The 15,001-nt window shown below is 61.6% G+C and carries 17 protein-coding genes; 10 read left to right on the forward strand and 7 right to left on the reverse strand.

The genetic code is table 11. The features are described from left to right. Positions 1-66 precede the first annotated feature (66 nt). Positions 67-1,101, reverse strand: a complete 1,035-nt coding sequence (locus AMK05_RS12460; RefSeq protein ID WP_064838797.1) for an alpha/beta fold hydrolase — start codon at positions 1,099-1,101, stop codon at positions 67-69. 306 nt (positions 1,102-1,407) lie between these two features. Here AMK05_RS12460 and AMK05_RS12465 point away from each other — a divergent pair, with 306 nt between their 5' ends. Next, entirely contained in the window at positions 1,408-3,177 is a 1,770-nt protein-coding gene (locus AMK05_RS12465; RefSeq protein ID WP_064838799.1) for a cytochrome c biogenesis protein DipZ, read from the forward strand. Positions 3,178-3,230: 53 nt separating this feature from the next. Continuing rightward, complete coding sequence (locus AMK05_RS12470) at positions 3,231-3,989, forward strand: alpha/beta fold hydrolase (protein WP_064838801.1); 759 nt, start codon at positions 3,231-3,233, stop codon at positions 3,987-3,989. A 152-nt stretch (positions 3,990-4,141) separates the two neighbouring features. On the opposite strand, the gene AMK05_RS12475 is transcribed toward AMK05_RS12470, so the two are convergent. Further along, a complete protein-coding gene (locus AMK05_RS12475; RefSeq protein ID WP_064838803.1) occupies positions 4,142-6,349 on the reverse strand; it encodes an OmpA family protein in 2,208 nt (735 codons plus the stop codon). 329 nt (positions 6,350-6,678) lie between these two features. Between AMK05_RS12475 and AMK05_RS12480 the strand changes: the two genes are divergently transcribed. The 4 genes from AMK05_RS12480 to AMK05_RS12495 all read left to right on the forward strand — a co-directional run bounded on the left by AMK05_RS12480 (position 6,679) and on the right by AMK05_RS12495 (position 9,639). Continuing rightward, positions 6,679-7,452 carry a transporter substrate-binding domain-containing protein gene (locus AMK05_RS12480; RefSeq protein WP_064838806.1) on the forward strand — a complete coding sequence of 258 codons (774 nt, stop codon included), beginning with the start codon at positions 6,679-6,681 and terminating at the stop codon, positions 7,450-7,452. A 113-nt stretch (positions 7,453-7,565) separates the two neighbouring features. After that, positions 7,566-8,372, forward strand: coding sequence for an ABC transporter permease (locus tag AMK05_RS12485; RefSeq protein ID WP_064838808.1), 807 nt, complete (start codon positions 7,566-7,568; stop codon positions 8,370-8,372). Continuing rightward, on the forward strand, positions 8,369-9,199 hold the full coding sequence (locus tag AMK05_RS12490; RefSeq protein WP_064838810.1) for an ABC transporter permease: 831 nt from the start codon (positions 8,369-8,371) through the stop codon (positions 9,197-9,199). The genes AMK05_RS12485 and AMK05_RS12490 overlap by 4 nt, the downstream gene beginning before the upstream one ends. Before the next feature lie 173 nt (positions 9,200-9,372). After that, positions 9,373-9,639 (forward strand): usg protein, encoded by a 267-nt coding sequence (locus AMK05_RS12495; RefSeq protein WP_003594110.1) that lies wholly within the window; start codon positions 9,373-9,375, stop codon positions 9,637-9,639. 16 nt (positions 9,640-9,655) lie between these two features. Here AMK05_RS12495 and AMK05_RS12500 read toward each other — a convergent pair whose 3' ends face one another. Continuing rightward, complete coding sequence (locus tag AMK05_RS12500; RefSeq protein WP_064838812.1) at positions 9,656-10,381, reverse strand: DUF2270 domain-containing protein; 726 nt, start codon at positions 10,379-10,381, stop codon at positions 9,656-9,658. Positions 10,382-10,494: 113 nt separating this feature from the next. On the opposite strand from AMK05_RS12500, the gene AMK05_RS12505 reads away from it, so the two are divergent. From AMK05_RS12505 to AMK05_RS12520, 4 genes are all read left to right on the forward strand, one after another. After that, complete coding sequence (locus tag AMK05_RS12505) at positions 10,495-11,313, forward strand: methyltransferase domain-containing protein (protein ID WP_064838814.1); 819 nt, start codon at positions 10,495-10,497, stop codon at positions 11,311-11,313. A gap of 101 nt (positions 11,314-11,414) precedes the next feature. Further along, entirely contained in the window at positions 11,415-12,101 is a 687-nt protein-coding gene (locus tag AMK05_RS12510) for a glutathione S-transferase family protein (RefSeq protein WP_064838816.1), read from the forward strand. Beyond that, positions 12,098-12,439: an ArsR/SmtB family transcription factor gene (locus AMK05_RS12515; protein WP_064838818.1), complete on the forward strand. Its 342-nt coding sequence runs from the start codon at positions 12,098-12,100 to the stop codon at positions 12,437-12,439. The genes AMK05_RS12510 and AMK05_RS12515 overlap by 4 nt, the downstream gene beginning before the upstream one ends. Further along, the gene (locus AMK05_RS12520; protein WP_064838820.1) at positions 12,436-12,912 is read left to right on the forward strand and encodes an SRPBCC family protein; all 477 of its coding nucleotides are present in this window, start codon (positions 12,436-12,438) and stop codon (positions 12,910-12,912) included. Before AMK05_RS12515 ends, AMK05_RS12520 begins: the two co-directional genes overlap by 4 nt. A gap of 122 nt (positions 12,913-13,034) precedes the next feature. Here the strand turns inward: AMK05_RS12520 and AMK05_RS12525 are convergent, their stop codons facing one another. From AMK05_RS12525 to AMK05_RS12540, 4 genes are all read right to left on the reverse strand, one after another. Next, positions 13,035-13,487, reverse strand: a complete 453-nt coding sequence (locus AMK05_RS12525; protein ID WP_064838822.1) for a DUF1801 domain-containing protein — start codon at positions 13,485-13,487, stop codon at positions 13,035-13,037. A gap of 33 nt (positions 13,488-13,520) precedes the next feature. Continuing rightward, complete coding sequence (locus AMK05_RS12530; RefSeq protein WP_064838824.1) at positions 13,521-13,991, reverse strand: DUF1801 domain-containing protein; 471 nt, start codon at positions 13,989-13,991, stop codon at positions 13,521-13,523. A gap of 95 nt (positions 13,992-14,086) precedes the next feature. Next, positions 14,087-14,497, reverse strand: a complete 411-nt coding sequence (locus AMK05_RS12535) for an SRPBCC family protein (RefSeq protein ID WP_064838826.1) — start codon at positions 14,495-14,497, stop codon at positions 14,087-14,089. Then, positions 14,494-14,817 carry an ArsR/SmtB family transcription factor gene (locus AMK05_RS12540; protein WP_064841350.1) on the reverse strand — a complete coding sequence of 108 codons (324 nt, stop codon included), beginning with the start codon at positions 14,815-14,817 and terminating at the stop codon, positions 14,494-14,496. Before AMK05_RS12540 ends, AMK05_RS12535 begins: the two co-directional genes overlap by 4 nt. Positions 14,818-15,001: the final 184 nt, after the last annotated feature.

Genomic DNA, 15,001 nt, shown 5'->3' on the forward strand with positions numbered 1-15,001 from the left:
CATGGAGGCGCTGACGCGACCTACGCATATTCCGCCGGACGGAGCAATGCGGCCCCGCGCCTGCGATCAGAAGCGGTCGACGTCGATGACCGCCTGCGCAAAAGCCTGCGGTGCCTCTTGCGGCAGGTTATGCCCGATGCCGCCGCCGATCGTGCGATGCTCGTATCGGCCGGAGAACTTTCCGGCATAGGCGGAGGGCTCCGGATGCGGCGCACCGTTTGCATCCCCCTCCATGGTGATCGTCGGCACCGAGATCATCGGCAATCCGGCAAGCGTCTTTTCATAGGCATCGTATTTGGCCTCGCCTTCGACAAGCCCGAGGCGCCAGCGATAATTGTGAATGACGATCGCGACATGGTCGGGATTGTCGAAGGCGGCGGCCGACCTGTCGAAAGTCGCATCGTCGAAATTCCACTTCGGCGAAGCCGTCTGCCAGATGAGCTTTGCGAAATCATGCGTATTGCTCTCGTAACCGAGCCGCCCACGTTCGGTTGCAAAATAGAACTGATACCACCAGGCCAGTTCCGCCTTGGGCGGCAGCGGCTTGAGGTTGGCCTCCTGGCTGCCGATCAGGTAGCCGCTCACCGAGACCATCGCCTTGCAGCGCTCCGGCCACAATGCCGCCATAATGTTGGCCGTCCGCCCGCCCCAGTCATAACCGGCAATGACCGCCTTCTCGATATCGAGCGCATCGAGCAGCGCGATCATATCGGCGGCGAGCGCCGACGGCTGACCGTTGCGCGGTGTCTGGTCGTCCAGGAAACGGGTCGTGCCGTAACCACGTAGATAGGGCACGATCACTCTATAGCCTGCCGAGGCCAGCAGCGGCGCAACATCGACGAAACTATAAATATCGTAGGGCCAGCCATGCAGCAGCAGAACAACGGGACCATCCGCGCTGCCGGCCTCGGCATAACCAATATCGAGCACGCCCGCCTTCGCCTGCTTCAGCGCTTCAAAAGACGTATTGGTTCCGGCCTTCACGGCCGGCAGCGCCGACTGGGCGACGGCTGTGCCGGCCACGCCGAATTCGACGGCAGCAAGGGCGATTGCCGTCATGCCGAAGAAGCGGCGGCGGTGATGGTTGATTTGCTCTGACATCGGTCTCTCCTGTCGAATGGATCACGTCCTCAAAAGACGTTCCACTTGTATCAGCGATATGTCATGAGCGACCATTATTGAATGCTGATGTAGCTTCCGGCCGCCGGGATACATTTTGATACAATCGCGCGGTGCGACCCCGTTTGTGTCGCTCTGTATCGCGATCGCCCATCTGCAAACTTCGGTACATTTTCCCGCGAAACCGGACACATCCGGGATACGTCGACCCGGCCATATCCCCGTCGTTGCTGGTTCAGGCCCATCGCCGTCCAGAGCCCGATCAATCGGTTTCAAAGGAAAACGATGATGACACTGCTGATCATTGCCTACCTCGGAGGCGCGCTGACGATCCTCAGCCCGTGCATCCTGCCCATCCTCCCCTTCGTCTTCGCCCGTGCCGGACAGCCATTTGTTCGCAGCACCCTGCCGATGCTGGCCGGCATGGCCGCCACCTTCGCCCTTGTCGCCACCCTTGCCGCGGTCGGCGGCAGATGGGCCATCCGCGCCAATGAATATGGCCGCCTCGCCGCGATCGTCCTGCTGGCGCTCTTCGGCGCCAGCCTTCTGTCGCCGCGCTTTGCAAGCACCCTTGCCCGGCCGATCGTCGATCTCGGCAACAATCTTCTGAACGCCAACGGCAGTGGACGCGCCGCGCCGACGGTCAAGAGCGCCCTCATCCTCGGCGTCGCCACCGGCCTGCTCTGGGCGCCTTGCGCCGGGCCGATCCTCGGCCTCGTCCTGACCGGCGCCGCCCTGCAGGGCGCCAATCTGCAGACGACGTTCCTGCTCGCCGCCTATGCCGCCGGTGCCGCAACGTCGCTTGCCGTCGCCCTGCTTGTCGGCGGCAGGATATTCGCCGCCATGAAGCGTTCCCTAGGCCTCGGTGACCGGATTCGCCAAGGTCTCGGTGCTGCGGTCATCGCGGGCGTCGCCGTCATCGCGCTCGGCCTCGACACCAGCCTGCTGTCGCGGCTTTCCTATGCCAGCACCGCCTCGCTGGAACAGGCAGTGCTCGACCGGCTGCATACCAAGCCCGCCACCGGCGCAGCCGCCGAGGTCGCCGGCAAAGACGTAGTGATCGCCGACGCGAAGAAACCATTCCTCAGCGATCTGCCGGTCGAAGGTTATGCACCGTCGCTCGACGGCGCCATCGAATGGCTGAACTCCAAGCCTCTGACCACGGAGCAGTTGCGGGGCAAAGTGGTGCTCGTCGACTTCTGGACCTATTCTTGCATCAACTGCATTCGCACGATCCCCTATGTCAGGGCCTGGGCGGAAAAATACGCGGATCAGGGCCTCGTGGTGATCGGCGTCCACGCGCCGGAATTCGCCTTCGAAAAGAAGATCGACAACGTCAAGAAGGCGCTCAGTGATTTCCAGATCGGCTATCCCGTTGCGATCGACAATGATTACAAAATCTGGCGCGCCTTCGAAAACAGCTACTGGCCTGCCGGCTATCTGATCGACGCCAAGGGGCAGATCCGCTACCACCATTTCGGCGAAGGCAATTACGGCAGGACCGAAAAAGCCATTCAGGACCTGCTGCGCGAGGCCGGCAGCCAGATGACGTCAAGTGCGCCGGTCGCGCCCAATGCCAGGGGCGTGGAAGCAGGTCCGGACCTCGGCAATATCCGCTCCGGCGAAACCTATCTCGGCTACGAACAGGCGGCGAATTTCGCCTCGCCCGAGGGGCTGCAGGCCGACGCCCCGCAGAACTATTCGATCGCCGAACCCGACCTCAACGGCTGGGGCCTGTCGGGAACCTGGACTGTCGGCAAGGATCAGGCGACGCTTGACCAGGCCGGCGGCGGCATCACCTATCGCTTCAGCGCCCGCGACCTGCATCTTGTTCTCGGGCCCGGCGGCGACGGCAAGCCGATCCGCTTCCAGGTGACGGTCGACGGCAAGATGCCCGGGCCGGACCACGGCTCCGACATCGATGCCGATGGCAAAGGCACGGTCACGGCGACCAGGCTTTATCAGCTCGTCCGCCAGTCCGGCACGGTCGGAGCCCGCAATTTCGAGATCCACTTCCTCGATCCCGGGGTGCGGGCCTACGCCTTCACCTTCGGCTGAGCCGCAGACCGATCAATTCCGATCCTCAACGACGACCAAAGGAGTAATCCCTCATGAACAGACGTTTTCTTTTCACCGCAGCCCTTGCCTTCGCCACCACCGCCATCGCCTTCGCAGCAGAGGCTGCCGCGGTGAAGAACATCGTCATCGTCCACGGCGCGCTCGCCGACGGCTCGGGATGGCGCAAGGCGACGGAGATTCTCGAGAAGCGCGGCTTCAACGTCACCATCGTCCAGGAGCCCATTACGTCGCTCGACGATGATGTGGCGGCAACGAAGCGCGTTCTCGACCTCCAGGACGGACCGAGCCTGCTCGTCGGCCACAGCTATGGCGGCATGGTCATTACCGAAGCCGGCAATGACCCCAATGTCGCAGGCCTCGTCTATGTCGCGGCCTTCCAGCCCGACAAGGGCGAAAGCCTGCTGAGCCTCGCGAGCTCCAAGCCGGCCGGCAGCATGGATATCAAGGAAACGAAGGACGGCAAGTATCTCTATCTCGATCCGGGCGCCTTCGCCGCCGATTTCGCAGCCGACCTTCCGCAAGCCGACGCGGATTTCATGGCAAGGTCGCAGGTCTTCGCCGCCAAGCAGGCTTTTTCTGCCAAGATTGGCCAGGCGGCGTGGCGGACAAAGCCGAGCTGGTCGATCGTCGCCACCGAGGATCGTTCCATTAATCCCGAACTGGAGCGTGACATGGCAAAGCGCGCCGGCAGTGAAGTGACCGAGATCAAGGCCAGCCACGCCGTCTTCGCCTCTCACCCGGAAAAAGTCGCCGACATTATCGAAAAGGCGGCGAGGCAAGCCGGGGAGTAGCGCCGCGAATGCGCTGAGGCACGCGACAGGCAAATCATGAATGGCGCGCCTTGCGGTCCCGACCCTGCGGGCCTCTTCTCCCGATGCGGAGAAGTGGACAAGTCGAAAGCGAAAGGCGCCCCTCCCCATTCCTGGAGAGGGGCGCCTGTTCATCACTTGTTGGCAGCAACCGGGCGGACCAGCGCCGTCACGCGGCGAATGGTGACGCGGCGGTTTTCCTGCTCTGGGCCCGATGTGTTGACCTTCAGGTATTGCTCGCCATAGCCCTGCGTCGCCAGGTTCTCCGGTGCGATGCCGTAGACGTCGGAGAGCACGTTGGCGACCGATTCCGCCCGCTGGTCGGAGAGGACCAGGTTACTCTGGTCGGAGCCCACGGCATCGGTATGACCTTCGATCAGGAAGGTCTCGCTCGGATCCTTCTCGAGCACCTGGTTGATCGCGTCGGCGACCTTGCGCAGCGTACGCGCCTGCGTCATCGGGATATCGGCGCTGCCGGTTGCGAAGGTGATGGTGTCGAGGTCGATGCGGCGCACCTTGTCGCGGATACGAGCCGAATACTTCACCTCGTCAAGCGAATAGACACGCTCGACCGGCTCCACCGGCGGCTCGCTCAGGAACTCGTAATAGTCCCGGTTCGGATCGCTGCGGGTATCGATGATATAATCGCTGAGCGGTACGCGCAGCCGCATCGGCGGCAGGTCGGCGCCCGGATCCTCGAAATAGTCGCGGTCCGGATCGTCGTAGAGATCCTGTGAGTAATAGAGCACATGCTCGCGCCCGCGGGCATCGACACGCGACCGCTGGATGATGTCACCGTAGCGATTGCGGATCGTGACGATGCGATAGCCCTCCGGCCGCGTGATCGTCTCACGGTAGCGATCGCCCGAGAGTTCCTCGTAGCTGGGTCGCTCGCCGTCACGCAGGAACCGCCTGTCATCGTCGCCGCGCACGATCACCCGATTGTCGTACTGGATAATCACACGACCGTCGTCGCTGCGGTCGTCGAAGCGGGCGCCGTCGGGACGGACGAATTGCGGCCGCTCGCCGAGCTTCCGGCCCTTCTCGCTGGTTACCGCCTCGAGCTTGATCGTCGGCGCCTTGCCGGCGGTAGCAGCCTGCGCATCGGCATCCGAGGTCGGCACCTTCACCTCCTGGCTGTCGGCGCGCTGCCTGTCGCGATCGCGGCGGCCTTCCCGGCCCTTGCTGCGGTCGGCATCCTTATCGCTGTCGAGCACGGCTGCACCGTTCTCGACTGGCAGCACGACGGTCTCATTGCTCTTGGCCGGGTCTGCGGCGACCTTCTTGCGGCGCTCCAGCTCTTCCGGCGAAACCTTTTCCGGCGCCGGAATGGCCTGTTCCACCTGCTGGCCGCCGCTGGCGTCCGGCAGCGGCTGGGCGGTGTCGGTCGCTGGCGCGGCCGACTTGCCGCCGGCGGGCTGTTCGCCGGCAGGCTTTGCCGCGGTGCCGTCCTGCGGCTTTTCAGCGGGTGCGGCCTCCGGTGCCGCTGCCTTATCTTCGGGCGCTTCGGTCACCTTGCCGTCAGTCGATTTGCCTTCGGTCGGCTTCTCCGCAGGTGCTGCGGCTTCACCCTTTGCCGGCTTCTTCTCAGCCGGCGCCTCGGCGGCGGGTTTTGCCTCCGGCTTGACTTCGGGTTTGGCCTGCTCCTCGGCCGGCGTCAAGGCCTCGGGAGCGGCGGTCTCAGCTTTGCCCTTGCCTTTATCTTTGCCCTGGGCCTTGTCCTGACCTTTGGCCCGCTTGCCGCCTTCCGGCTTGGCTTCCGGCTGCGCCTGTTCCGTCTCCGGCTGCGCTTCCTTTGCTGCCGGCTGCTGTTCGGGCTGCGGCTGAGCCTCCGGCTCGGCCTGCTTCTTCGGCTTCCTCGGCTTTTCCTGTGTTACAGGCTGCTCCTGCTGCGGCGCGGCTTCCGGCTTTGCCTCGGGCTGGGCTTCCTGCTTGGATTTTCGCTCGGGCTTGCTTTCCGCCTTCGGCGCAGGCTGCTCTTTCGGCGCGGCTTCGGCCTTCGGCGGCTCCGGTTCGGCCTTGGGTTCGGGCGCGGGCGCCTCCTTCCGCTCGGCCTTCGGTTTTTCGCCGGGTGCCTCCTTCGGCTTCTCGGCGGCCGGCGCCTGCTCGGCTGGAGCCTCTTCCTTCTGCTTGCGCTTCTTCTTCAGCAACTCCTCCTCGGAAGGCGCATCCTGAGGCGCGTCCTGCGCCACCTCGAAGCTGCCCTGCTCGACCTGGCGCACGGACTGAGCCTGCGTCGCGACGTCGCGCACAGCGGCCATTGCCGATGCCGGCTGGAACGCCAGCGAAAGGGAAAGCAGCGGAAAAGCCGCGCTTGCGAATAATCTTGATTTCATGCCCATCGGGTTTCCTCGATCCTGTTTGAGCTTCCTGAAGGCCGATAGGCCCTGCTTCCGCCCCTAGCGTCGCAATGAGGCGAAACGGCGAAATGGCAATTGCCGAACCGCCGATTTGTTCCGGTTCTAGGAAGCCGAGGATTAACCTCGCGTGAATGTTGCAGTCTGCCGACGTTCATCTCGCCTGTTATTTGCACCGCCCAATTGCGATGGGATTTGTGTTGCAATTCCATGAAAAAAAGTCTGATTATCGTCGCAAGGCGGTCTCGGTACCGTTGAACTGCGGCCGTCAGCCACGAGAAAAAGAGCGGCGGCTACCAACTGAGAGGATCCTCATGCATATCTCCACCCGTATTTTCGCGGCAGCCTCGATCGCGGCGATGTCCCTTTTCGCCGGCTCGGCCATGGCCGATGGCGAGAAGTATGTGATCGGCACCGATTCGACCTATCCGCCCTTCGAATTCGTCGACGCGAGCGGCACGATCCAGGGCTTCGACATCGACATCACCAAAGCGCTCTGTGCCGAGATGAAGGCCGAATGCTCCTTTGTCAGCACCGACTGGGACGGCATCATTCCGGCGCTCAACGCCAAGAAGTTCGACATGATCGTTTCCTCCATGTCGATCACGCCGGAGCGTCTGAAGCTCGTCGACTTCTCCAACAAGTACTACAACACCCCGCCGGCCATCGCCGTGCCGAAGGATTCGAAGATCACCGACGTTGCCGGCCTCAAAGGCAAGGTCATCGGCGCGCAGACCTCTACGACGCACGCCAACTATGCCGAGAAGCATCTGGCCGACACCGAGCTGAAGCTCTATCCCACAGCTGACGAATACAAGCTCGACGTTGCCAGCGGCCGTGTCGACGCCGTCATCGACGACGTCGTCGTGCTCTCCGAATGGGTCAAGTCCGACGCCGGCGCCTGCTGCAAGATCCTGACGACCCTGCCGGTCGACAAGGAAATCAACGGCAACGGCGCAGGCATTGCCATCCGCAAGGGCGATCCGCTCAAGGAAAAGCTGAACACGGCAATTGCTGCGATCCGCGCCAGCGGGGAATATAAGAAGATCCAGGACAAGTACTTCGACTTCGACGTTTACGGCGAATAAGAAATTCGCTATCTGGCCGATCAAGGTAATGGCGGAAGGCTTGCTCTTCCGCCATTTTTGTTTGACAAAGATGGCAAGATCAAAACGGCAAAAGCCGTGAGGGGAATTCACGCATGGGCGGATCGTTTTCCGCGCTCGGCTCCTTCTGGAGCTCACTTGTGCACATTTTCGATCCGCTGTGCGGACCCGTTGGCATCTTCACCTGGTTGGGACAGTCGACGATCCTTGCCTGTGGCGATACCGGCTGGGGCGACGAGATTGCAGTTGGCCTGCAGGTCACGGTTTCGGTGGCGATCGTCACCCTGCCGATCGGCCTCGCCATCGGCTTCCTGGTGGCGCTCGGCCAGCAGTCTGAAGAAAAGTCGCTGCGTCTGGCGGCCGGCATCTACACGACGATCTTCCGCGGCCTGCCGGAACTTCTGACGCTCTTTATCATCTATTACGGCATGCAGATGCTGATCCAGTCTCTGCTGACCTTCGTCGGTTATGACGGACCGCCGGTCGAGATCAATGCCTTCCTCGCCGGCGTCATCGCGCTTTCGGTGGTTTTTTCAGCCTATTGTTCGGAAGTGCTGCTCTCGGCCTTTCGCGCCATTCCGAAGGGGCAATATGAGGCGGGCGACGCGCTCGGGCTGCATCACGGCCGCACGCTGCGCCTGATCATCCTGCCGCAGCTCGTGCGCATCGCGCTGCCCGGACTGACGAACCTCTGGATGGTGCTCCTGAAGGACACCTCCTACGTGTCGATCATCAGCCTTGCCGATATCCTGCGCCAGACGAGCGTTGCCGTGCGCGTCACCAAGGAACCCTTCTTCTTCTATGGCCTGGCCTGCTGCCTCTATCTGGTGCTCGCCATCCTCTCCTCCTTTCTGCTCGTCTATGTCGAGCGTTGGGCCAAACGTTCGGAGGTCCGCCGATGAGCTACGCCGAAACGCTGATCCCGCCGCAGCCCGCACCGCGTGAAGTGGTGAAGCCGATGACGCCGGCGCGCATGGCCGGCTATATTCTCGTCTCCGTCTGGGCAGTATTCGGCGCGCTGCTGGTGATCTCCGTGGTCAACGGCTGGGATCCGGAAAAATTCACCCGCTACGGACCGCGCTATCTCCACGGTCTCGGGGTTACACTCAGCCTCGTTTTCATTTCCGTCATCGGCGGCGCAGTTCTGTCGCTGCCGCTCGCCGCGGCGCGCATGTCGAAAAACCGGCTGCTGAATGCGCTCGCCTACGGCTATATCTATTTCTTCCGGGGCACGCCGCTGCTTGCCCAGCTTTTTCTGGTCTATTACGGCCTCGGCGTATTTCGCCCGCAGCTTGAGGCCGTCGGCATCTGGTGGTTCTTTCGCGATGCCTGGTATTGCGGCCTTTTTGCCATGACCATCAATACCGCAGCCTATCAGGCAGAGATCCTGCGGGGCGCCATTGAAAGCGTGCCGCGCGGCCAGCACGAGGCGGCCGCTGCCCTCGGCATCCATAGGTTCATCGCCTTCCGCAAGATCACTCTGCCGCAGGCTCTCATCGTCGCCCTTCGCCCTTACGGCAACGAGATCATTCTTTTGATCAAAGGCTCGGCTGTCGTCGCCATCATCACCGTGCTCGACCTGATGGGCGAAACCCGCTACGCCTTCTCCCGCACCTTCGACTATCAGACCTATCTCTGGGCGGCGATCTTCTACCTCGCCATCGTCGAAGCGCTACGCCATCTCTGGGCCTGGATCGAACGCCGCCTGACCCGGCATCTCAAGCGTTGATGACTTCGATCTGACTTTGGCAGCACTCTCGGAGACCTGCTGCCAAGTTATTGATATCAAAAATGAATTGTCCTTTTATGAGGTATCTGTAAAGCTTTCGTTAACCACTCGCATGTTTCCATATCAAGCAGCGCTAATAAGCGCGCGAGTGGGAACGAGAAGAAGTGAACACGATGCACAAGGACATGGAAAAACAACTACAGGGCTATGGTCTAACGACAGCCCAGATTCTCTACCACCTGCCGGATCATCCGGCGATCCTGCAGACATATGTCTGGCAGGAATATGATCTCGCCCCCGATTTTCCCGAAATGCGCGGCTTCCTGAAATTCTGGGAAGAGAAGCTCGACGGACCGCTGCATTCGGTGCGCTACATCCACCGCAAGCTGATCTCGGCGACCGAGTGGCGGGCGCTGAAGGGCGAGTTCATCCTGCACTGATCCGGCTTGCGCAGCATCAGACATGCGCCTCGCCATGGCCGAATTCGCCTTGATCACGGGCCGGGCGGAGCGCAAAACTGAGGATGGCGAGGTAGAAGGCGACGACGATGACGATAACGGCAAGGCCGGGAATGGGCCCGAGCACAGCATTGTCGATGACATAGGTCCAGGACTGCGCCTGCAACGCCGGCATGCCCTCCGTCTGCAGTTTTGGCGTCGAGATCTTCAGGCACCAGGCAAGAAACAAGATGGAATACATCCAGCCGAAGTTGCGTTTGAGCCGACGGTGCATCGCATCCCGATAGCTGAGCAGGAAACGCGGCTTGCGCAGGCTGCTGGCGACCACCGCGGCCCATTCGCTGCTGGCCCCCGCCTGCGGCGCCAGGATCTGCGCGAAATAGCTGCGCTCGATCTGGCGGATGCGGGCGCGATAGATATCGAAGAAGCGGTAGCGCCGCGCCTCGATAATCAGAAGCAGCGTCACCAGCATCATCCCGAACAGCAGCACCCCATGATGCGAGGTCGGCGTCGACAGCGACACCGAGAGCAGCGCCGCCACCACGGTGATCGCCCAGTTCGACGTCCGGTCGATGCGATCGCGCCAGCTCGTCATCCGCCCGAGTTCGCCGCGATAATAATGGCTGAGTGTATTGGTAATCTCGCCCGGCGTACCGGGCAGCAGCAACGCCCGCACAGCCTCTCCTTCAAGGGCCGATGACGGCCTATCCTGTTCCGATTTCATTGCTTTCCTCCCTTCATCTTCTTTGCCGCCATTCTGCGCCCGCAGCCACGCCATTGCAAAACATCGAAAGCCGCCGTAGACGCATGGCTGAAACAAAAGGACGATGGACTGCGATGGCAAAGAAGATCGACGAAGAAGCTCTCGGCGAGGCCTATAACCGCGCTCTGGCGCTGGAAAAGGCCGGCAATGTCGATGCGGCCGTTGCGGCCTATGAGGAAGTCCTGGCGATCGATCCCGACGATCACGGCGGTGCCGCCGTGCGCATCGCCGCAATGGGCCGGGGCGAAACACCGGTCAGGGCGCCCGACGCCTATGTCGAGACCCTGTTCGACCAGCATGCCGAGGTTTTCGAGGACGTGCTCGTCGAGCAGCTCGGCTATCACGTGCCAATGCTGGTGCGCCAGCACCTGCAGGCGCTGAAGCTTGGGCCGTTCAAGCGGCTGCTCGATCTCGGCTGCGGCACGGGCCTGACCGGCGGCGCGCTGCGCGACCTCTGCGAGGATATGACCGGCATCGACCTTTCGGAGAAGATGGTCGAGATCGCCCATGAGAAGGATCTCTACGAGACGCTTTTCGTCGCCGAGGTCGAGGATTTTCTCGACGACAATGATGAGGAAGCCTTCGACATCATCACCGCCACCGACGTGCTGCCCTATCTCGGCGCGCTCGAACCGCTGTTCTTCGGCGCCGCCGAGAACCTGACATCAGGCGGCCTGTTCATCTTCTCCTCGGAGACCCTGCCTGAAGAGACCCTCGCCGGCCGCGCCTATATGGTCGGCCCGCATCAGCGCTTCGCTCACGCCGACGCCTATGTGAGAGAAAGGCTGGCGGCCACCGGCTTCGAACTCGTCGAAATCTCGGATATCAACGTGCGCATGGAAGACGGCCAGCCGACACCCGGCCATCTGGTGATCGCCAGATATATCGGCTGATACAATAGTTACACAATCGGCGAACTATCTGTTGCGCATTCTTTTCTGATCTGATACTTAGTCGGTCGGTAAAGTTTCTGCCAAACAGGAAAGGTCGCCGCATGTCGCTCGTGTTCTATGGGCATCCGCTCGCCTCCTTCTGCCACAAGGTGCTGATCGCGCTCTACGAAAACGGCACGCCGTTTGAAAATCGCCTTGTTGATCTGTCCGACGAAGCCTCGCGCGCCGATCTTTTCCGCTTCTGGCCGATCGGCAAGATGCCGCTGCTGCGGGACGAAGCGCGCGACAGCACGGTTCCCGAGACGTCGATCATCATCGAATATCTCGACCATTATTATCCCGGCCCCGTTTCCCTGCTGCCGCCGGAAATCGACCGGGCGCTGCAGGTTCGCCTCTGGGATCGCTTCTTCGACCATTATGTCCAAGCGCCGATGCAGACCATCGTCAGCAATCGCCGACGCCCCGAGGGCAAGGAGGACGAAATGGAAGTGGCCGCCTGCAAGGCGACGCTTGCCACCGCCTATGCGATGATTGAAAAACAGCTCTCCGAAAGCCCATGGATCTCGGGCGAGGCCTTCACCTTGGCCGATTGCGCCGCAGCTCCCGCCCTCTTCTACGCCGAGACGCTGGTCCCGTTTTTAGAGGAGCAGCCGAAGCTTCGCGCCTATTACGATCGGCTTCTCGCGCGCCCGTCCTTTGCAAGGGCGCTCGAGGAAGCCCGCCCCTATTTCAAGTTCTATCCCTACCATGACAGGCTGCCTGGCCGTTTCCGGGATACAGCGGGATGATCGAAAGTCAGGCGGGTCTCGACCGCATGTTCCACGCGCTTTCCGACCGCAGCCGCCGCGGCATGATCGACCGCCTCGGCCGCGGCCCGGCGTCCGTCACCGAGCTGGCCGCACCGCTCGCCGTCGCCCTGCCGACGGTGATGAAACATCTGCAGGTGCTGGAGGATAGCGGCCTCGTACACTCCGAAAAATCCGGCCGGGTGCGAACCTACCGCCTGCAGCTGGATGCGCTCGCCGCCGTCGAGCGCTGGGTGGAACAACGAAAGAGCCGCTGGACCGCCAGCTTCGATAGGCTGGATCAATATCTTGCCGAAGAACCGGAGACCTTTTCCGAATGACGACACACTCCACCGAACACGCCACGCTCGTCATCGAGCGCCAACTGAAGGCGCCGATCTCTCGCGTCTTCCGCGCCTGGTCGACGCCGGAGGCGAAGCGCCAATGGTTCGCCTGCCACGGCGAATGGGTGCCGCTGGAGTACACGCTTGATTTCCGTCCGGGCGGCGCGGAAAGAAACCACGTCGCAGACACCGATGGGCTTCTGCACGCCTATGACGCCCATTACATCGATATCGTGCCGGATAGCCGCATCATCTATGCCTATGAGATGAAACTCGGCGAAAGGCGTATCTCCGCCTCGCTCACCACCGTCACCTTCAAAGCCGAACCTGCCGGCACAAGAATGACCTTCACCGAGCAGGTGGTCTTTCTCGACGGCTACGCCGACAACGGCGCCCGCCTCCAGGGCACCGAAATCGGCCTCGACAATCTCGAACTCTTTCTCGAGCGCGAGGCGAGCCCGATCCATTAGAACAGGATGATTTTAGGCCCGGTTGGCCTAAAATCTGAATCCTGTTCTAAAATAAAGAGTTAGAGCATGATGTCGTCCGAAACCGCTCACACTTTTCGGCATCATGCTCTAGATCGGGAGTCTCAGCTGCTCGCCTTCTTCCGCGCGCTGCCAGCCTTGGCTGACATATTCAGTGTCGCGGCAGCGCGAATGAGCGCCTTCAGCGCATCTTCATCGATTTTATCGCCCTCATGGAAATCGATGGCGCGCCTGGTATTGCCTTCGAGGCTGGAATTGAAAAGGTCCGTGGGGTCCTCCAGCGAGGCGCCCTTGGCGAAGGTCAGTTTCACCGCGCTTTTGTAGGTCTCGCCGGTGCAGATGATGCCGCCGCGCTCCCAAACCGGAACCCCTCGCCACTTCCATTCCTCGACCACTTCGGGCTCGGCTTGCTTGATGAGCGCCCGAACCCGGGCGAGCACTTCGCCGCGCCAATCCTTGAGCTCCTCGATCCTCGCATCGATCAGTTGAGAGGGCGAAGCTCCGCCATTTTTGTCGCCGGAGTCGGTCTTCTTCATGGTTGCCGTCGCTTTCTTCATGTTTATCGCCTTCCATCACTCGCCATTGAGACCTCACATCCGCTCGCCGGGTAATCGGCTCGCCTGCTCCACCCAGGAAGCGATCAGCCCCTCATCGAACGGATCATTCTCGCGAATGTCGAGGTATCGCACTTCCTTCTGCTTGGACGCACCCGGCGGCTGCGGATGCAGCGATGCGCCCTGGAAGAAGGCAACCTTGACGTATTTCGTGTAGCAATGGATGGCGAGGAACCACGCCTCTCCTTCCATGCCATAGAAGGGCGAATTCCATTTGACCGCCTTGGAGACACCGGGCACGGTATGGGTAATCAGCGCATCGAGGCGGCGTCCAATATCGCTTTTCCATCCCGGCATGGCGGCGATATAGGCCTGCACGGGCGCCTCGCCATAGCCCTTGGGAATCTGCGGGTTGCCGCCTGAAAGAAGGGCCGGCTGCGCGGCGGCCTGTTTGGCAACCGTCTTTTTCGTAATCTTCTTCCTGGTCTCCGACGTTCTGCCCGTCATGGCGTCTCCTCCTATCGACCGGTGCGTCCCATGCCCGCCGCTTCGCGGCACCTCCCCTCAAATATAGACCGGCGCGCCTCCTGCCGGCCAAGACCTCACTCCACCCGCACGAGCACCCGCTCCAGCCTTTCGAAGAACTGCGGCCAGCCGCTCCTGGCGCCGCCATACGCCTGCCGCTGATCCGGCTGGAAACCCGATTGCTCCATCCGCAGATGCGTGCCTGCGTTCGTCGGCGTGAGCGTCCAGGTAACGATGGTTTCGAGGCCGTAAGCGCCCCACGTATATGCTAACGTCTTGTTCGGCTCGACCTCTAGGACCCGGCAATCGACGGAGCCCCAATCGGCGTTGAAGTTGAAGCGATGATCGACGACCGGCCTGAAGTCGCTCTTCATCAGCCATTCCTCGATCAGATGCGGCTGGGTCAGCGCCCGCCAGATCTTTTCGGCTGGAAAAGGAATTTCCTTTTCGATCACGACGGAGCGTGTTTCGGTCGAAATATCGGTCATTGATCCATCCTCTTCAGCAAATCTTCGAGAGCTTCGAAACGGCTTTGCCAGAAACTCGCCATCTCGCGGGTCCAGTCGACCAACGGCGCCAGCGCCCCAAGCTGCGCGCTATAATGCGTCTGCCGGCCTTCATGGCGATCGCGCACCAGCCCGGCCTGCTTCAGGATTCCAAGATGCTTCGAAACGACAGGCTGCGAAACCCCGGCGCGCGCCGTCAGCGCGCCCACCGTCTTCTCCCCTTCCCGGCACAACCGCTCAAACAGCGCCCGCCGGGTCGGATCGGCAAGCGTCCTGAAGAGCACATCATGAGCGTTAGACATGCAATCCATACCTCTATAGCTATGGATAGCCATATAGTCAAAGAGGCATAGATGAGTCAAGCGCTATGTGCAAAACTGACTCTCGAGCGGATGTAGCGATCCGAATCCTGCAGAGCCGGCATAGCTCATCGGCTATGTATTTTTGGGGCCGCCGAGTCTCCAGGACAGCGATCGATGCCGAAGA

It is taken from the genome of Rhizobium sp. N324, from assembly GCF_001664485.1.
GTDB lineage: Bacteria > Pseudomonadota > Alphaproteobacteria > Rhizobiales > Rhizobiaceae > Rhizobium.